The organism is Hydrogenophaga sp. YM1 (genome assembly GCF_016903055.1).
GTDB classification, from domain to species: domain Bacteria; phylum Pseudomonadota; class Gammaproteobacteria; order Burkholderiales; family Burkholderiaceae_C; genus Hydrogenophaga; species Hydrogenophaga borbori.
The window spans coordinates 1343676-1361004 of sequence record NZ_CP070223.1 but is presented as its reverse complement, the minus strand read 5'-3'; the positions used below and the strand labels follow the sequence as shown (position 1 = coordinate 1361004).

The 17329-nt window shown below is 71.0% G+C and carries 14 protein-coding genes; 4 read left to right on the top strand and 10 right to left on the bottom strand.

Going from position 1 to position 17329, the window contains the following annotated elements; genetic code table 11:
* Nucleotides 1–8: 8 nt before the first annotated feature.
* The 3 genes from JNX00_RS06620 to JNX00_RS06610 form a co-directional block, all read right to left on the bottom strand.
* Nucleotides 9–983: a tripartite tricarboxylate transporter substrate binding protein gene (locus JNX00_RS06620; RefSeq protein ID WP_204744451.1), complete on the bottom strand. Its 975-nt coding sequence runs from the start codon at nucleotides 981–983 to the stop codon at nucleotides 9–11.
* A gap of 103 nt (nucleotides 984–1086) precedes the next feature.
* Nucleotides 1087–1812, bottom strand: a complete 726-nt coding sequence (locus JNX00_RS06615; protein ID WP_204744450.1) for a GntR family transcriptional regulator — start codon at nucleotides 1810–1812, stop codon at nucleotides 1087–1089.
* Between the two features lie 64 nt (nucleotides 1813–1876).
* On the bottom strand, nucleotides 1877–2785 hold the full coding sequence (locus JNX00_RS06610; protein WP_070398832.1) for a LysR family transcriptional regulator: 909 nt from the start codon (nucleotides 2783–2785) through the stop codon (nucleotides 1877–1879).
* A 122-nt stretch (nucleotides 2786–2907) separates the two neighbouring features.
* Between JNX00_RS06610 and gcl the strand changes: the two genes are divergently transcribed.
* From gcl to JNX00_RS06590, 4 genes are all read left to right on the top strand, one after another.
* Nucleotides 2908–4704, top strand: a complete 1797-nt coding sequence (gene gcl, locus JNX00_RS06605) for a glyoxylate carboligase (protein ID WP_070398833.1) — start codon at nucleotides 2908–2910, stop codon at nucleotides 4702–4704.
* A 35-nt stretch (nucleotides 4705–4739) separates the two neighbouring features.
* The gene (hyi, locus tag JNX00_RS06600) at nucleotides 4740–5534 is read left to right on the top strand and encodes a hydroxypyruvate isomerase (RefSeq protein WP_070398834.1); all 795 of its coding nucleotides are present in this window, start codon (nucleotides 4740–4742) and stop codon (nucleotides 5532–5534) included.
* 10 nt (nucleotides 5535–5544) lie between these two features.
* Entirely contained in the window at nucleotides 5545–6468 is a 924-nt protein-coding gene (locus JNX00_RS06595; protein WP_204744449.1) for a 2-hydroxy-3-oxopropionate reductase, read from the top strand.
* 210 nt (nucleotides 6469–6678) lie between these two features.
* Nucleotides 6679–8172 (top strand): nucleobase:cation symporter-2 family protein, encoded by a 1494-nt coding sequence (locus JNX00_RS06590; protein ID WP_204744448.1) that lies wholly within the window; start codon nucleotides 6679–6681, stop codon nucleotides 8170–8172.
* 7 nt (nucleotides 8173–8179) lie between these two features.
* Here JNX00_RS06590 and JNX00_RS06585 read toward each other — a convergent pair whose 3' ends face one another.
* The 7 genes from JNX00_RS06585 to JNX00_RS06555 form a co-directional block, all read right to left on the bottom strand.
* On the bottom strand, nucleotides 8180–9475 hold the full coding sequence (locus JNX00_RS06585; RefSeq protein WP_204744447.1) for an FAD-binding oxidoreductase: 1296 nt from the start codon (nucleotides 9473–9475) through the stop codon (nucleotides 8180–8182).
* Nucleotides 9468–13046, bottom strand: a complete 3579-nt coding sequence (locus JNX00_RS06580) for an LAGLIDADG family homing endonuclease (protein WP_070399204.1) — start codon at nucleotides 13044–13046, stop codon at nucleotides 9468–9470. The genes JNX00_RS06585 and JNX00_RS06580 overlap by 8 nt, the downstream gene beginning before the upstream one ends.
* A gap of 133 nt (nucleotides 13047–13179) precedes the next feature.
* Entirely contained in the window at nucleotides 13180–14031 is an 852-nt protein-coding gene (locus tag JNX00_RS06575) for a peptidylprolyl isomerase (RefSeq protein WP_083293132.1), read from the bottom strand.
* 3 nt (nucleotides 14032–14034) lie between these two features.
* Nucleotides 14035–14742, bottom strand: coding sequence for a respiratory nitrate reductase subunit gamma (gene narI / locus JNX00_RS06570; RefSeq protein WP_070398838.1), 708 nt, complete (start codon nucleotides 14740–14742; stop codon nucleotides 14035–14037).
* Nucleotides 14739–15431 carry a nitrate reductase molybdenum cofactor assembly chaperone gene (gene narJ / locus JNX00_RS06565; protein ID WP_204744446.1) on the bottom strand — a complete coding sequence of 231 codons (693 nt, stop codon included), beginning with the start codon at nucleotides 15429–15431 and terminating at the stop codon, nucleotides 14739–14741. The genes narI and narJ overlap by 4 nt, the downstream gene beginning before the upstream one ends.
* Nucleotide 15432: 1 nt before the next feature.
* Nucleotides 15433–16965, bottom strand: coding sequence for a nitrate reductase subunit beta (narH, locus tag JNX00_RS06560; protein ID WP_204744445.1), 1533 nt, complete (start codon nucleotides 16963–16965; stop codon nucleotides 15433–15435).
* The gene (locus tag JNX00_RS06555) at nucleotides 16962–17324 is read right to left on the bottom strand and encodes a cupin domain-containing protein (RefSeq protein WP_070398841.1); all 363 of its coding nucleotides are present in this window, start codon (nucleotides 17322–17324) and stop codon (nucleotides 16962–16964) included. Before JNX00_RS06555 ends, narH begins: the two co-directional genes overlap by 4 nt.
* Nucleotides 17325–17329 lie beyond the last annotated feature (5 nt).

The following is a 17329-nucleotide window of genomic DNA, read 5'->3' as shown; positions in this document are numbered from 1 at the left end:
GGACCTTCTCAGCTGGCGGCCGCGCCCGAGTACTTGACGGCGGCCTGCCACAGCTTCTGCTCGCTGGCCATGGTGGCGGCGTAGTCGCGCGCATCGCGGTAGGCCACGTCCACGCCCACCGCGCCGAGCTGCTCGGCCACGGCCGGCGTGGCCAGCACGCGCTTCATCGCGCCGCTCCACTGGGACAGCACCGCCGCCGGCGTGCCGCTGGGCATCATGAAGCCCAGGTTGGTGCCGCTGGGGATACCGCGCACGCCGAGCTCGTCCAGCGTCGGCACATCGGGCAGGGAGGCCGAGCGCTTCGAGCCGGTCTGCGCCAGCGGCACGATCTTGCCGGCCTTGATGTGGTTCAGCGTGGGACCGATGGCGTCGATGCCGATGTCCAGCTCGCCGCTGAGCACCGAGGTAATGGCCGCCGGGCTGCCCCGGAAAGGCACGTGCACGATGAAGAGCTTGCGCTGGGCCTTGAGGCTCTCGAAAGCCAGGTGCGCGGTGGTGCCGCTGCCGGGCGAGGCGTAGTTCAGGCGGCCCGGCGTGGCCGCGATGCGGCGCAGCAGCGCGTTCAGGTCGCGCGTGCCCAGGGCGGGCGAGCCGTAGATGACGCTTTGCGCCACGCCGAACTGCGCCACGGGCACCAGTTCCTTGTCGGCGTCGTAGGGCAGCCGGGCGTACAGGTAGGGCGCGATGCCGAGGTTGGCCGAGGTGGACAGCAGCACTGTGTAGCCGTCGGCGGACGCGCGCGCCACCTGGCCGGTGGCGATGGTGGCGGAGGCGCCGGGCTTGTTGATGATGGCCAGTGGCTTGAGGCCCTCGTCGGCCAGGGCGTTGGTGACGACGCGCGTGGCGACGTCCATCGCACCCCCGCCGGGAAAGCCCACCAGCACCTGGATGGCGCGCGCGGGATAGGCCTCCTGGGCCCAGGAGGGCCGCCCGCCCATGAGGGCGGCGGCGCCGATGGCGTGGATCAGTTGTCGTCTTTGCATGGGGCGGTCTCGTTGAAGTCCGGCCCATTGTGGGCAACGAGGCCGCGCGACTGAAGCGCAAATTTCTAATGCGCGGATAAGCAGAACTTCTGCCGCCCGCCGCTCAGGCCCGCCGGCGCAGCACGGCCGCCAGGTCGGGCGTGCGCGGGTCGAGCTGCAGGTTGCGCTCCACGCTGGTGATGTGCTGCTCCATCAGGCGCGAGGCCGCGCGCCCGTCGCGCCGGGCGAGGGCCTCGACGATGTCCACGTGCTCGGCCTGCGAGTGCTCGGCCGAATGCCCGGACTGGTACATCAGCGCGATCAGCTGAGAACGCGACAGCAGGTCCGTGATCATCTCCGCCAACACCTCGTTGCCCAGCAGGCGCGCCAGCACCACGTGAAAGTCCGCCAGCAGGCGTGTGCGCCCCGGCACGTCCGATCGCACCACGGCCTGGCGCTCTTCTTTCAGGTGCGTGCGCAACTCGGCGATCTGCGCGTCGCTGATCTGGGCGGCCAGCTGGCGGACCATGCCGCCTTCGACCAGGCGGCGCACCTGGAACACCTGGCGGGCCTCGTCGATGCTGGGCATGGCCACGAAGGCCCCGCGCGCCGGCTCCAGCGTCACCAGCCGGTCGCGGCTGAGCTGGTTGAGCGCCTGCCGCACGATGGTTCGCGACACCGAGAACACGTCGGCGATCTGCTGCTCGACCAGGCGCGTGCCGGGCATCAGCCGGCGTTCGACGATGGCACCGGTGATGGACTCCGTGATCTGGTCGGTGGCGCTGGCCTCGGTGCGCGGGGCGCGTTTCGCCTCGGCGGGCCTGGGGTTCGCGGCGGGCTTCTTGGCCATGGGTTCGGTCCCTTGAACTGGGCGGTGGGGCGGTGGAGCGGACGGGCGACGGGTCAAGCGGGCCTCAGGGCGCGCGTTGCCACCAGCCGTCCTGGAGCTGCGCCTGAAGCCAGGCGATGAAGGACTTGACCTTCTGCGGCACGAGCTTGGGCGAAGGAAACACGGCGTGCATCTCCTGCGACGGCAGGGCGTGGCCCTCCAGCAGCGGCACCACACGGCCCGCCGCCACCGAATCGCGCGCCACGTACCACGGCAGGACAGCAAGCCCGAAGCCCGCCTCGCACGCGGCCAGTACCGCGCTCAGGTTGTTCGAACGCAGCGGCCCCTTGACGGGCACGGACTCGTCCTCTCCCGAGGCGCCGTGGAACAGCCAGCGCGCATCGCCCTGCACGCTGCTGTAGATGAGGCAGTCGTGCGCGGCAAGCTCGCCCGGCGAGCGCGGCCGGCCGCGCCGCGACAGGTAGGCCGGGGCGGCGCCCAGCATCCAGGGATTGGTGCCCAGGTAGCTCGCTCCGAGCGTGGAATCCGCGAGGCGGCCCATGCGGACCGCCAGGTCCACCCCCTGCTCCACGAGGTTGACGTAGCGGTCATCGAAGCTGAGGTCGATCTGCAGCATCGGCTGCTCGCGCATGTAGCGCAGCACCAGCGGCGCCATCACGCGCCGCCCGAAGGCCACCGAGGCGCTGATGCGCAGCGTGCCCGTCGCCGCCTTCTGAAGCAGCGCGGCGATGTTCTCTGCCTCTTCCACGTCGCGCGTGATCAGCTTGCAGCGCTCGTAGTAGAGGCTGCCCGCCTCGGTCGGCGTGACGCCGCGCGTGCTTCGGTGCAGCAGCCGAACACCCAGGCGCCCCTCGGCCTCGGCCACGGCCTTGGTGGCGGTGGGCTGGGTGGTGCCCAGCGCCGCCGCCGCCTTGCTGAAGCTGCCGGTCTCGACGACGCGCACGAAGATCTGCATGCCTGCAACTTTGTCCATACCGAAATGTATACACGCCAAGGGCCGCATTCCCACCCGGAATAAGACATATCCCCTGGCTGGAATTCCCAGCCGGCCCGCGCCGCACCACCATCGCGTCCGTCCCAACCAAGGAGCCGGATATGGCGAAGATGAAGGCCGCGATGGCCGCGGTGCTGGTGCTGGAGAAGGAAGGCGTGACCCAGGCCTTCGGCGTGCCGGGGGCCGCCATCAACCCGCTGTACGCGCAGCTGCACGAGCGACAGACCATCGCCCACGTGCTGGCCCGCCACGTCGAGGGCGCCTCGCACATGGCCGAGGGCTACACCCGCGCCAGGGCCGGCAACATCGGCGTGTGCATCGGCACCTCGGGGCCGGCCGGCACCGACATGCTCACCGGCCTGTACTCGGCCCAGGCCGACTCCATCCCCATCCTCTGCATCACCGGGCAGGCGCCGCGCGCCCGGCTGCACAAGGAAGACTTCCAGGCGGTGGACATCGCCGCCATCGCCAAGCCGCTCACCAAATGGGCCACCACCGTGATGGAGCCGGCCCAGGTGCCGCGCGCCTTCCAGCAGGCCTTCCACCTGATGCGCTCGGGCCGCCCCGGCCCGGTGCTGATCGACCTGCCCCTGGACGTGCAGATGGCGGAGATCGAGTTCGACATCGACACCTACGAGCCCCTGCCCGTGTACAAGCCCACCGCCACGCGCCGCCAGATCGAGAAGGCGCTCGACATGCTGGACGCTGCACAGCGGCCGCTGATCGTGGCCGGCGGCGGCGTCATCAACGCCGAAGCCTCGGACCTGCTGGTGCGCTTCGCCGAACTCTCGGGCATTCCGGTGATCCCCACGCTGATGGCCTGGGGCGCGATACCCGACGACCACCCGCTGATGGCCGGCATGTGCGGCCTGCAGACCAGCCACCGCTACGGCAACGCCAACCTGCTGGCCAGCGACTTCGTGATCGGCATCGGCAACCGCTGGGCCAACCGCCACACCGGCAGCCCGGAGGTGTACTGCAAGGGCCGCCAGTTCATCCACATCGACATCGAGCCCACGCAGATCGGGCGCGTGTTCGCGCCCGACTACGGCATCGTCTCCGACGCCCGCGCCGCGCTGGAACTGCTCATCCAGGTGGCCGAGGAGCGGCGCGCCGGCGGACGGCTGCGCGAGCGCGGCGCCTGGGCGGCGCAATGCCACAGCCGCAAGGCCGATCCCCAGTACCTGCGCAAGACCCACTTTGACGACGTGCCCCTGAAGCCGCAGCGCGTCTACCAGTGCATGAACCGGGCGTTTGGCCAGGACGTGACCTACGTCTCCACCATCGGCCTGTCGCAGATCGCCGCCGCGCAGTTCCTGCACGTCTACGGGCCGCGCCGCTGGATCAACTGCGGCCAGGCCGGACCGCTGGGCTGGACCGTGCCGGCCGCGCTCGGCGTGCGCGCGGCCGACCCCCAGCGCAAGCTCGTCGCGCTCTCGGGCGACTACGACTTCCAGTTCATGATCGAAGAGCTGGCCGTGGGCGCGCAGTTCAAGCTGCCCTACCTGCACATCGTCGTCAACAACAGCTACCTCGGCCTGATCCGCCAGGCGCAGCGCGGCTTCGGCATGGACTACTGCGTGCAGCTGGCCTTCGACAACGTCAACATGCCCGCCGGCGAAGTGGCCCGCGGCTACGGTGTCGACCACGTGAAGGTGGTGGAAGGCCTGGGCTGCAAGGCAATCCGCGTGCACCGGCCCGACGAGATCGCGCCCGCCATCGCGCAGGCCGAGGCCTGGATGGCGGAGTTCGAGGTGCCCGTCGTGGTCGAGGTGATCCTCGAGCGCGTGACCAACATCGCGATGGGCACCGAGATCGACAACGTGAGCGAGTTCGAAGCGCTCGCGCAGGACCGCGCCGACTCGCCGACGGCGATCGCCGCCACCTGGTCCGACTGAGCCGCCCTCCCCACCACCCCAAGGAAAGACCCGACATGCCCCGGTTCGCGGCCAACCTGACCATGCTCTTCGACGAGGTGCCCTTCCTCGACCGCTTCGCGCTGGCGCGCGACGCGGGCTTCGAGGCCGTGGAGTTCCTCTTTCCCTACGACCACGCGCCGCAGGAGATCCGCCGCCGCCTGGACGACAACGGGCTGCGGCTCGTGCTGCACAACCTGCCCGCCGGCGACTGGGCGGCCGGCGAACGCGGCATCGCCTGCCTGCCCGGGCGCGGCGACGAGTTCCGCGCCGGCGTGGACCTGGCGATCGACTACGCCCAGGCCCTGGGCGTGCGGCAGCTGAACTGCCTGGTGGGCCAGGTCGCGGCGGGCGCGGACCCGGCGAGGTTGCGCGGCAACCTGCTCACGAACCTGGGCTTCGCCGCCGAGCGGCTGCGCCGGGCGGGCCTCAAGCTGCTGCTCGAACCGATCAACAGCCACGACATACCGGGCTTCTACCTGAGCCGCAGCGACCAGACGCTGGACCTGCTCGACGAGCTGGGCGCCGACAACGCCTTTCTGCAGTACGACATCTACCACATGCAGCGCATGGAAGGCGAGCTCGCGGCCACGCTGGAGAAGCGGCTGCCGCGCATCGCCCACATCCAGCTCGCCGACAACCCGGGCCGCCACGAACCGGGCACCGGCGAAATCAACTACCCCTTCCTGTTCGCCCTCCTCGACCGCCTCGGCTACGCCGGATGGATCGGCTGCGAATACAAGCCCGCCGGCCGCACCGAAGCGGGCCTGGGCTGGCTCGACCGCCTGACGGCATCCGCACCCACCACCTGAAAGACCACGAATGAGCACACCCCCCTTGAAGATCGGCTTCATCGGCCTCGGCGTCATGGGCCGCCCCATGGCCGGCCACCTGCTGAGCGCCGGCCACGCCCTCTATGTGTTCGCGCGCGGCAAGGTGCCGGCCGAGATCGCGGACAGCCGGGCCACGCAATGCACCCACGCGCGCGGCGTGGCCGAGCGGGCCGACATCGTCATCACCATGCTGCCCGACACGCCGGACGTGGCCTCGGTGCTGTTCGGCCCGGACGGCGTCGCCGAAGGCCTGACGCCGGGCAAGGTGGTGGTCGACATGTCCTCCATCTCGCCCGTGGACACCCAGGCCTTCGCCCGGCGCATCGAGGCGCTGGGCTGCGACTACCTGGACGCGCCCGTGTCCGGCGGCGAGGTGGGCGCCCGCCGCGCCACCCTGTCCATCATGTGCGGCGGCAAGCCCGAGGTCTTCGAGCGCCTGAAGCCGGTGCTCCAGGCCATGGGCCAGAACATCACGCGCGTGGGCGGCAGCGGCGATGGGCAAACCTGCAAGGTGGCCAACCAGATCGTCGTGGCGCTCACCATCCAGGCCGTGGCCGAGGGCCTGCTGTTCGCGGCGCGCGCCGGCGCGGACCCGGCAAAGGTGAGGGAGGCGCTGCTGGGCGGCCTGGCCACCTCGCGCGTCCTGGAGGTCCTGGGCGATCGCATGGTCCAGCGCAACGTCGAGCCCGGTTTTCGCATCGCCCTGCACCAGAAGGACCTGAACCTGGCGCTGGGCGCCGCCCGCTCGCTCGGGCTGGCGCTGCCGGGCACGGCCACCGCCCAGCAGCTCTTCAGCGCCTGCGTGGCGCAGGGCGGCGCGGCCTGGGACCATTCCGGCCTGGTCCGCGCACTCGAACGGCTGTCGGGGGTCGAGATCGGTCGGACGGCCGGCGACCCCGTCCCATCGGCCTGACACGGGTTTATCCGAAGGTGAATGGCACACAGAACTGTATACACTTTTTGCCATTCGGTCGCCGCGGGTTCCCTTGACGGGGATCGCGACCCTTGCTCCTCACAGAGCCCGCTGTGGTGGGGGGAAGAACCGGTCAGCCCTGGCCGCCTTCCCCCTTGGATCCGTTCCGCCAGGACGCTCGCCACCGCTGAGGCTTGAGGAGACGACCCCATGTCCACCCCCGCTGTCCACCCCGTGGACGAAAAACTCCCCGTCGGCCAGACGGCCGCGCTCGGCCTGCAGCACGTGCTGGTGATGTACGCCGGCGCGGTGGCGGTCCCGCTGATCGTGGGCCGGGCGCTCAAGCTCTCGCCCGAGCAGGTCGCCATGCTGATTTCCGCCGACCTCTTCGTCTGCGGCCTGGTCACGCTGATCCAGAGCCTGGGCGTGACGCGCTGGTTCGGCATCAAGCTGCCCGTGATGATGGGCGTGACCTTCGCCGCGGTCGGGCCCATGGTGGCCTTCGCCAACGCCATGCCGGGCGTGGACGGCGCCCGCGCGATCTTCGGCGCCATCATCGGCGCCGGTGTCATCTCGATGCTCATCGCGCCGATGGTGAGCAAGCTGCTGCGCTTCTTCCCGCCCGTCGTGACCGGCACCATCATCGCCATCATCGGCATCAGCCTGATGCGCGTGGGCGTGGGCTGGGCCATGGGCGGCCCGGCGCCCCTGGCGCAAAGCGTGGACGTGCCCAAGCTCGTGGCCATGGTCGACGGCGCCAAGGCGGTCCAGGCCGCGGCGGTGGCCAGCGGCGCGAGCGCGCCCGCCCTCGTTCTGCCGGGGCCGATCCCGATGGTGAACAACCCGAACTATGGCTCGCTGAGCCACATGGCCGTCGCCGCGGCCGTGCTGCTGGTGATCCTCCTGCTGGTGAAGTACACCCGGGGATTCATCGCCAACATCTCGGTGCTGCTGGGCATCGTCGCGGGCTGCGCGATCGCGGCGTCCATGGGCGCGATGAACTTCGACAAGGTGGCCAAGGCCGACTGGTTCGCGGTGGTCACGCCCCTCGCCTTCGGCATGCCGACCTTCGACGTCGTGATGATCCTGACCATGGCCCTGGTCATGATCGTCGTGATGATCGAATCGACGGGCATGTTCCTGGCCCTGTCGGACATGACGGGCAAGAAGATCGACCAGAAGGACCTGGCGGCCGGCCTGCGCACCGATGGCCTGGGCACGCTGATCGGCGGCCTCTTCAACACCTTCCCCTACACCAGCTTCAGCCAGAACGTCGGCCTGGTGGGCGTAACCGGCATCCGCAGCCGCTGGGTCTGCGTGGCGGGTGGCGCCATCATGGTGGTGCTGGGCCTGCTGCCCAAGATGGCGGCCTTCGTCGAGTCCATCCCGACCTTCGTGCTGGGCGGCGCGGGCCTGGTGATGTTCGGCATGGTGGCGGCCTCGGGCATCCGCATCCTGTCGACGGTGGACTACCAGGGCAACCGCAACAACCTCTACATCGTCGCGCTGTCCATCGGCTTCGGCCTGATCCCCCTGGTGGCGCCGCGCTGGTCGCAGCAGATGGCCCATGGCCTGCACCCCCTGCTCGAGTCGGGCATCCTGCTGACGGCGGTGGCCGCGGTGGTGCTCAACCTGTTCTTCAACGGCACGAACGGCGACGTCCGCGCCGCCATCAACGCCGCGAAAACGGCGGAAGCGCACTGAGCCCGATTCACCAGCGCGCCCGCGCCAGGTGCGCGGCGCGCGCGCCGAATTCGTAGAAGGCCTCGCGCGCGGCGCGCAGCGGCGCGGCGCGTGGCGGCGTCACGGGCAGGGCCATGTCGGCCTCGCCCAGCTGCCCCAGCACCAGGCGCGCGAATTCGCGGCCGAACACCGTGCCCGGCGCGATGCCCCGGCCGTTGTAGCCGCTGAAGGACCAGGTGTCGCGCGCGAGGCGGTGCAGGCGCGGCAGCGCGTCGCCCGTCATGCCGATCTGGCCGTACCACTCGTGCTCCACCTCGACACCACGCAAGGCCGGGAAGAGGCGCGCGAGCGAGCGCCGGCCCCAGCCGGTGTGGATGGCGCGGCCCGCGCCGCGCAGGGCACCCACACTGCCGAAGACCAGCCGCCCCGCGGCGTCCAGCCGGAACGAGGAGAGCACCATGGCCGTGTCCCAGGCGCCCTGGCGCTGCGGCAGGATGGCGGCGCGTTCGCGCTCGCCCAGCGGACGCGTCGCTAGGTTGAAGTACGGGAAGCGCACCAGCTCGCCGTCGAGCGCGGGCCAGGGACCATCGGGTGCGCTGTAGGCGTTGCTGGCCACCAGCACCCAGCGCGCGTGCACCGTGGCGCCCTGCGCGGTGCTCAAGCACCAGCGCGCGCCCTCGTCCCGCAGCGAGGCCAGCGGCGAGCGCGCGTGCAGCGAGGCGCCGGCCGCGAGCGCGGCGCGCGCCAGGCCGCGCGCGTAGGCCAGGGGCTGCAGGGTGCCGGCGCGCCGGTCGAGCAAGGCGCCGCGGTAGGCGTGGGTGCCGGTGAGCCGCGCGGCGGCGGGCGCGTCCAGCAGCTCCACCGGTGCCCCGAGCGCCCCCCACTGGCGCGCGCGTTCGCCCAGTTCGCGCCAGCCCGAAGCTCCCACTGCACAGTGCAGCGTGCCCTGGCGCACCGCCTCGCAGGCGATGCCGTGGCGCGCGATCAGATCGAACACCACCGAAGGCCCTTCGCCCAGGCGCTGCAGCAGGCGCGGGCCGTACACGGGGCCCAGGCGCTCGGGCAGCGCCTCGGGCATGACCCACAGGCCCGCATTCACCAGGCCCACGTTGCGACCCGATCCGCCGTGGCCGATGTCCATGGCCTCCAGCACCAGCGCCGAAGCCCCGCCCTCGGCCAGGTGCAGCGCGGCCGACAAGCCGGTGTAGCCGGCGCCGACGATGGCCACGTCCACCGAGCGGTGCCCCTGCAGGGGCGGTGCCTCGGGCGCGGGCGGTGCCGAGGCCGCCCACAGGCCATGCGCGCGCGGGTCGCACTCAGCCACAGGAGCCCACGTAGCCGCAGGCCGTGCAGTGGTCGCAGCCGTCCTTGCGGATCATGGCGTGGGCGCCGCACTCGGGGCACTTGCGGCCGGCCATCTGGCCCGGCACCGACAGCGCCACCGCCGAGGGCGCGGCGGCGGGCGTGGCGACAGACGCCGCGCCCACCACGCCCCGGCGGCGCTCCAGGATGTTCTGCACCGCGAAGGCCAGCGCCGCCACCTCGGAGTCGTGCCACATGGGGATCACCGCGCCGTCCTCGCGTGTGCGCGTGCCCAGGCGCACGGGACCGCGGTCCCAGGCCACCTTGCGCATGTCGCGCAGCGCGCGCTCCAGGAAGCCGCCGCGCGCGGCCAGCGACAGCAGCCGCATGCTGGCGGTGATCCACTGCTGCGACTCGGCGCGCTGGCCCACCGGCATGAAAAACTCGATGGCGCGCGACTGCGTGCCCGGCCCCTCGGCCGCCGGCACGGGCAGGAAGGACACCACGATGTAGGTGGTGTGGTGGCCCTCCTGCGTCCAGTACTCGATCTTCTCGGCCACGGCGTCGAGCGCGCCCAGCGGGCGCTGCTCGATCACGCTGCGCATGGGGTCGCCGGGCGACGGCGCCACGGACGCCTCGGCCTCGACCGCGCCCGGCACGGACAGCACGGCGCCCAGGATATCGTTGGGCCGGTAGGTGGCCAGGCCCTTCAAGCCGCCGCTCCAGGCCTTGAGGTACAGGTCCTTGAAGTCATCGAAGGGGTAGTCCGCGGGGACGTTGACGGTCTTCGAGATCGAGGTGTCGATGAAGGGCTGGACCGCGGCCATCATGCCCAGGTGACCATCCACGCCCATCTCCAGCGCCGACACGAAGTACGGCGGCAAGGCCTGCGTCTCGCCCCCGAGCGCGCGCCACAGGCGCCAGGCGTGGTCGCTGACCTCGTGCTCGCGCGTGCCGCCGTCGGCCTCGCGCTTCTTGCGCGTGTAGGTCCAGGAGAAGGCGGGCTCGATGCCGTTGGAGGCGTTGTCGGCAAAGGCCAGGCTCACCGTGCCGGTGGGTGCAATGGACAGCAGGTGGCTGTTGCGGATGCCGTGCGCGCGGATGCCCTGCTGGATATCGGCCGGCAGGCGGCTGGCGAAGGTGCCGCTGGCCAGGTAGCTGTTCACGTCCAGCTTGGGAAAGGCGCCCTTCTCCTTGGCCAGCTCCACCGAGGCGCGGTAGGCCGCGTCGCGCATGCGCTCGGCGATGCGCGCGGCCATGGCCACGCCGGGCTCGCTGTCGTAGCGCAGCTTGAGCAGGATGAGCGCGTCGCCCAGGCCGGTGAAGCCCACGCCGATGCGCCGCTTGGCCTGCGCCTCGGCGCGTTGCTCAGGCAGTGGCCAATAGGTGAGGTCGAGCACGTTGTCCAGCGCGCGCACCTGCAGGGCCACGGTGCGCTCGAAGGCATCGAAGTCGAAGACCGGGTCGCCGCCCACGCCGAAGGGGTGGCGCACGAAGCCCGTGAGGATGACGGGGCCAAGGTCGCAGCAACCGTAGGGCGGCAGGGGCTGCTCACCGCAGTTGTGCACCACCAGCCCGTTGGCGTCGAAGGCGTGCACGTCGTCCACCGTCGCGTCGTATACCACCTCCTCGCCATCCGCCTGGAGCGATTCGACCGTGGCCACGAAGCGTTCGCGGTTGGGCGTGCGCCGATAGGCGCCCAGCGCCTGCTCCAGACGGGCCGCCTTGTCGGTGTCCCGAAAGCCGATGCGCTCGGCAAACACCAGCAGGTTGTCGCCGCTGATCACCAGCTCATGTTGTGCCGCCGTGGCGTACTCGGCCGCGCCGCCGCGGCCGTCCGGCAGGCGGCGCAGGCCGGCAGGCCGCCGCTCGCGGTACACCGTGGAGGCCATGCCCAGGCGGAGCAGCATGCGCTGAACCGCCTGCAGCAGCGTCTCGCTGCTTTGTGACAGGCGCACGCTCACCCCCTTGTCCTGTGAGCCGAGCACGCTGCCGTCCGCGTCGAACAGGCCGCCGAGCAGACCTTCGCTGAAATCGGAGGAGCGCCGCTCCATGGCCGCCGTGATGGATTTCTGGCCCGGGGCCATGCCCAGCGAAAAGGCCAGGTCGCGCAGGGGAACGCTGGACAGGCGCGCTTCGCCCCGGCCAGCGATGGGCCGCTGGAATCCGCCGAAATCGGCCCGGTGGGCGAGCGTGGCCGCGGCGGCCTCGGCCGCCTGAACGATGCCAGCGGCACCTGTGGCCGCGAAGGACAGGGTGTCCTGCCCGACGACGCGCAGCTCGGGCGCCCAGACCGACAGGGTGGCCTTGTCGGCCTTGAGCGTGCCGTCGCCGATCAACAGGCCCAGCAGGTAGCCTTCTTCGCGCGTGCCGGCACCGGCCCAACCCCGCCAGGCGCGGTGGTTGTGGAGCACGATCTCGTCGCCGGTCTGGAGCTGGGCCGCCTCGGTCCAGTCCAGCGCCATGCCGTAGCGCGTGCGGCGCGCCACACGGCGCACGCGGTGGTCAGCGGTCAGGCGCAGCGCATGGCCCTCGCGCGTGCGCAGGCGCCACACGGGCTTGCGCCCGGTGGCGAAGAAACCCGCACCGCTCACCGCGTAGCTGCGGCCATCGACCAGGGCATGAAAGTCCCTGCCCACGAGCTCGCCCACGGTGCGCGGCCCGTCTTCGGTCATGACCCAGGTATCGGCCGTCACGCACGGGTTGGTCGCCTCGATGTTCTCGATCGCGCGCAGGTTGTTGTCGCGCCCGATGGCATCGATGAACAGGATGCCGGGCTCGGCGAAGTCGTAGGCGGAGCGCATGATCACGTCCCACAGCTCGCGGGCGCGCACGGTCTCATAGACCCACAGGCCGTCGTCGCGCTGGCGTGCGCCGCGGGCGAGCTGGTCGGGGCCGGGCTGCGCGCGGTGCACCAGGTCCCAGGGCGCGTCGGCCAGCACCGCGTCCATGAAGGCGTCGGGCACGGCCACCGAGACGTTGAAGTTGTTCCAGCGCCCGGGCGTGCGCTTGGCGGTGATGAATTCGCGCACGTCGGGGTGGTCGATGCGCAGCACCCCCATCTGCGCGCCGCGCCGCGCGCCCGCGCTTTCCACCGTGGCGCAGGACTGGTCGAAGACGTTGATGTAGCTGCACGGCCCGGAGGCGACCGAGGCCGTGACCTTCACGCGCGCACCGCGCGGGCGGATGCGCGAGAAGTCGTAGCCCACGCCGCCACCGCGGCGCATGGTCTCGGCGGATTCGCGCAGCGCCTCGTAGATGCCCGGGTAGCCGGCCTCGTCGCGGCCCTGGATGGAATCGCCCACCGGCTGCACGAAGCAGTTGATGAGCGTGGCCTGCAGCTCGGTGCCGGCCGCGCTCATGATGCGCCCGGCGCCGATGCCGCCTTGGCGCAGGTGCGCCAGGAAGCGCGCCTCGAACCCGGCGCGCAGCTCGGGCGCTTCCACGCTGGCCAGGGCGCGCGCCACGCGGGCGAACAGCTGCTCGCGCGTGCTTTCGCCATCCTTGAGGTATTTTTCGCGCAGCACCTCTTCGCTGATGGGCTGGGGGTCCAGCTGGGGCAACAGCTCGCGCGCGGCGGGTTCTCTGTTCATGGTGTGGGTGTCCTCGGGCGTGGGCACACGCCCCATGGCTGCGTGAAGCCGCAGGGTACCCGCTTCCACGGCGCGGCGCACGTCGGCCCGATCGGCAGCCACCCGGGCCCCGCCGCCGCGCCGGCCCGGGCGCTCATTGCACCAGCGGCGAGCCCGCGCCGTCGAGCGCGATGCCGCGCAGCGTCGCCTCGCCCACCAGGATCTGCATGTACTGGCGCCAGGCCACGGCGCGCGCCTGCAGCGCCAACTCGTCGGCGATGCGATCGGCGATGGCCTCGAAGGGCGGCAGCGTGCCATTGCGCCGACCCAGCACCTCGACGATGTGCAGGCCATGGCGCGAGTGCACCAGGCGCGGGTGCACGCCCATGCCCCAGGCGCTGTCGCGCAGGTGAAAGAGCTCGTTGGCCAGCTCGGGCGCGCAATCCTCGGGGGCGATCCAGCCCAGGTCGCCACCCTGGGCTCCGCTCGGGCAGTTGGACAGCTCGCGCGCGAGGGCCTCGAACCGGCCGGGCTCGGCGTCCTTGCGCGTGAGTTCCAGCAGCGCGGCCTCGGCGCGCTGGGCCAGGCGGTGCACGTCCACCCCCGGCGTGACGGCGAACAGGATGTGGCGCACGTGGCGGGCCTGGCCCACCAGGTAGCGTTGGCGGTGCGCCTCGTAGTGGCGCCGGCAGGACTCGGCGTCGGGCACGGGGACCGTCACCTCATCGTCGAGCATGGCTTCGATGGCGGCGCGCTGGTCCGCGTTGAGTGGCGGCGCAGTGTGCACATCCTGCGCGGGCAGACGGCCCCGCCGCACCGCGGCCTGGCGCAGCAGCTCGGTGTGGGCGCGCTCGCGCAACTCGTCGGGCGCCAGGCGTTCGCCCGGGCCGACCAGCCGGACGCCGTTGACGCTGGGGGTTTCGGTGCTGGCCGCCGCCGGGGCGCCGGCGTTCGCGGCGCAGCCGCAGTGTCCGCTGCCGCAGCCGCTGGGTTCGTGTCCGGTCATGGCTCAGCGCTCCTGTCGGGTAGGCAATCCGAGGCGCCGGCTGCGCACCACCTGGTAGGGGCGCAGCAGGTAGGCCACGGTGGCGAAGCCGCTCCACACGTGCACCAGGCGCGAGAACGGGAACAGCAGGAAGATGGTCATGCCGAGCACCAGGTGCACCTTGTAGGGCCAGGCCAGGTTCAGCAGGCCGCTCGCGTCGGGGCGCAAGGTGACGATGCGCTGCGCCCAGTCGGACAGCACCAGCATCACGCTGCCGTCGCTGTGGCCGAGGGAGAACGGCAGCGTGATCAAGCCCAGCACCAGCTGAACCCACAGGATGACCAGGATGAACAGGTCGGTGCGGTGGCTGGTGAGGCGGATGCGCGGATCGAAGATGCGCCGGTGCAGCAGCAGCGTGAGGCCCACGAAGCAGACCGCGCCAGCCACGCCGCCGGCCACCACCGCCAGCATCTGCTTGTGCGCCGGCGAGATGAAGGGTTCGTAGACCCAGTGCGGCGTGAGCAGGCCCACGGCGTGGCCAAAGAACAGGAACAGGATGCCGGCGTGGAAGAGGTTGCTGCCCCAGCGCAGCTGCCCGGCGCGCAGCAGTTGCGAGGAATCGCTCTTCCACGTGTACTGGTCGCGGTCGAAGCGCGCCAGGCTGCCCATGAGAAAGACTGACAGGCAGATGTAGGGATAGACGCTGAACAGGATGTTGTGCAAGGTGTTCACGGCTGCACTCCTTGGGTGGCGGACCGCACGAAACGAACGGCTTGCGCCGCGCCGGGGCGGGCCTGGCCGGCGGTGGAGCAGCCGTCGAAGACCGGCGGCTCTTCCCAGGTCCGGTCGAGCGGCTCGTCCTCGGGCACGGCCACCGGCTCGGCGCGCTCGCCCGCGAGCTCGAGCACGGCGGCCAGCACGCTGGCGTAGGGGCTGCCTTTCTTGAGCAAGGCGCTGAAGAGGGCGCGCAGGATATGGGCCGTCTCGGCCAGCAGCTCGCGCGCCTGCGCCGGCGGCTGGGTGGACGCGTACTCGAGCAATACGCTCAGGTGGTCGGGCAGCTCGTCCTCGCGCAGCAGCAGGCCGGCCTGCTCGTAGGTGCGGATCAGATCGATCATGGCCGGTCCGCGGTCGCGCGAATCGCCGTGCACGTGTTCGAACAGGTGCAGCGAGGTGCTGCGGCCACGGTCGAACAGCTCCACGAATTCGGCCTCCACCGCCAGCGCGGGGCGGCGCGCCAGGCGCGCCAGCAGCAGCTCAAGCTCGCCGCGGCGCGCCACGGCGAGCGCGCCCTCGCCGGCCAGCGCCTGGGCCATGTCGGCGGCGTGGGCGCGCAAGGCCTCGTCGGGGTAGCTCAGCAAGCGGGCCAGAACGCGCAAGCTGCGCGGGGCCGCGGGTGCGGGCGCGAAAGGGTTCTTCATGTCAGATCTCCGCCTGGATGGGAATCGTGCGGCGCTTCTCGCTGCCGAACAGGCTGGTCTCGGTCACGCCCTCGCTGCAGCCGTTGCCGAAGCTGAAGCCGCAGCCGCCCTTGACGTTGAAGGCGTTCTCCGCGTACTCGCGGTGCGTGCTGGGGATGACGAAACGGTCCTCGTAGTTGGCGATGGCCATCACGCGGTACATGGCCTCCACCTGCGCCACCGTGAGACCCACCTGGTCGAGCACGCTCTGGTTGAGCACCCCCTCCACGTGCTTGCTGCGCTGGTAGGCGCGCAGGGCCAGCAGCCGCTCGAGCGCGCGCGCCACGGGTTGCGTGTCGCCGGCCGTGAGCAGGTTGGCCAGGTACTTGAGGGGGATGCGCAGCTGCGAGACGTCGGGGATCTCCCCGTTGATGCCCAGCTGGCCCGCGTTGGCGGCGGCCGTGATGGGCGACAGCGGCGGCACGTACCAGACCATGGGCAGGGTGCGGTACTCGGGGTGCAGCGGCAGGGCCACCTGCCAGCGCACGGCCATCTGGTACACCGGGCTGTGGCGCGCCGCCTCCAGCCAGGCCTCGGGAATGCCGTCGGCGCGCGCCTGCTCGATCACGGCGGGGTCGTTCGGATCGAGAAAGATGTCGAGCTGCGAGCGGTAGAGATCGATCTCCTGCTCGGCGCTGGCCGCTTCGGCGATGCGGTCGGCGTCGTAGAGCAGGACGCCGAGGTAGCGGATGCGGCCCACGCAGGTCTCGCTGCACACCGTGGGCTGGCCGGCCTCGATGCGCGGATAGCAGAAGGTGCACTTCTCGGCCTTGCCGCTCTTCCAGTTGTAGTAGATCTTCTTGTACGGACAGCCGCTCACGCACATGCGCCAGCCGCGGCACTTGTCCTGGTCGATCAGCACGATGCCGTCTTCCTCGCGCTTGTAGATCGAGCCCGAGGGGCAAGAGGCGACACAGGCGGGATTCAGGCAGTGCTCGCACAGGCGCGGCAGGTACATCATGAAGGTGTTCTCGAACTCACCCACCATGGCCTTCTGCGCGTCGAGGAAGCCGTCGAAGTTGGGGTCCTTGCTGCGCTTGGCGAACTCGCCGCCGAGGATCTCTTCCCAGTTGGGGCCCCACTCGATCTTCTCCATGCGCTGGCCGGTGATGAGCGAGCGCGGCCGCGCCGTCGGCGCGTGCCGCATCTCGGGCGCGGACTGCAGGTGGTCGTAGTCGAAGGTGTAGGGCTCGTAGTAGTCGTCGATCTGCGGCAGGTTCGGGTTGGCGAAGATCTTCATCAGCAGCGACCACCGGCCGCCCTGGCGCGGCTCGAGGCCGCCGTCGGCGCGGCGCACCCAGCCGCCCTTCCAGCGGTCCTGGTTCTCCCATTCCTTGGGGTAGCCGATGCCGGGCTTGGTCTCCACGTTGTTGAACCAGGCGTACTCGGCGCCGGGCCGCGTGGTCCAGACGTTCTTGCAAGTGACGGAGCAGGTGTGGCAGCCGATGCACTTGTCCAGGTTCAGCACCATGCCGATCTGTGCGCGCACTTTCATGCTTGTTCTCCTGGGGCGGGGGATTCGTGGGTGTCGACGCCGAACAGCGTCACCAGGGCCGAGCAGGCCTCGATGGCGCGCACGGCGTGCTCTTCGTCGGGAGGTATGTGGCACAGGTCGCCCGCGCCCAGCACGAGCCGGCGACCCATGGCATCGAACTCGAGGCGGCCTTCCAGGCACTGGATGACCATGCGGTCGCGCACGCGATGCGGCGCGAGCACCTGGCCGGCCGTGAGCACCAGCCGGAAGATCTGCAGGCCACGGTCGCGCACCAGGGTGCGCGACGAGGACGCGGCGAGCGCCGGGCCCAGAGGGCCGGCGGCGATCACCTCGGCGGCGGCGGCGTGGGGCAAAGCCATGTGGT

Bases quoted from the DNA above. Each gene is read 5' to 3' on its own strand.
- JNX00_RS06620 (WP_204744451.1), bottom strand. From the start codon at position 983: ATGCAAAGACGACAACTGATCCACGCCATCGGCGCCGCCGCCCTCATG.
- JNX00_RS06615 (WP_204744450.1), bottom strand. From the start codon at position 1,812: ATGGCCAAGAAGCCCGCCGCGAACCCCAGGCCCGCCGAGGCGAAACGC.
- JNX00_RS06610 (WP_070398832.1), bottom strand. From the start codon at position 2,785: ATGGACAAAGTTGCAGGCATGCAGATCTTCGTGCGCGTCGTCGAGACC.
- gcl (WP_070398833.1), top strand. From the start codon at position 2,908: ATGGCGAAGATGAAGGCCGCGATGGCCGCGGTGCTGGTGCTGGAGAAG.
- hyi (WP_070398834.1), top strand. From the start codon at position 4,740: ATGCCCCGGTTCGCGGCCAACCTGACCATGCTCTTCGACGAGGTGCCC.
- JNX00_RS06595 (WP_204744449.1), top strand. From the start codon at position 5,545: ATGAGCACACCCCCCTTGAAGATCGGCTTCATCGGCCTCGGCGTCATG.
- JNX00_RS06590 (WP_204744448.1), top strand. From the start codon at position 6,679: ATGTCCACCCCCGCTGTCCACCCCGTGGACGAAAAACTCCCCGTCGGC.
- JNX00_RS06580 (WP_070399204.1), bottom strand. From the start codon at position 13,046: ATGAACAGAGAACCCGCCGCGCGCGAGCTGTTGCCCCAGCTGGACCCC.
- JNX00_RS06575 (WP_083293132.1), bottom strand. From the start codon at position 14,031: ATGACCGGACACGAACCCAGCGGCTGCGGCAGCGGACACTGCGGCTGC.
- narJ (WP_204744446.1), bottom strand. From the start codon at position 15,431: ATGAAGAACCCTTTCGCGCCCGCACCCGCGGCCCCGCGCAGCTTGCGC.
- narH (WP_204744445.1), bottom strand. From the start codon at position 16,965: ATGAAAGTGCGCGCACAGATCGGCATGGTGCTGAACCTGGACAAGTGC.
- JNX00_RS06555 (WP_070398841.1), bottom strand. From the start codon at position 17,324: ATGGCTTTGCCCCACGCCGCCGCCGCCGAGGTGATCGCCGCCGGCCCT.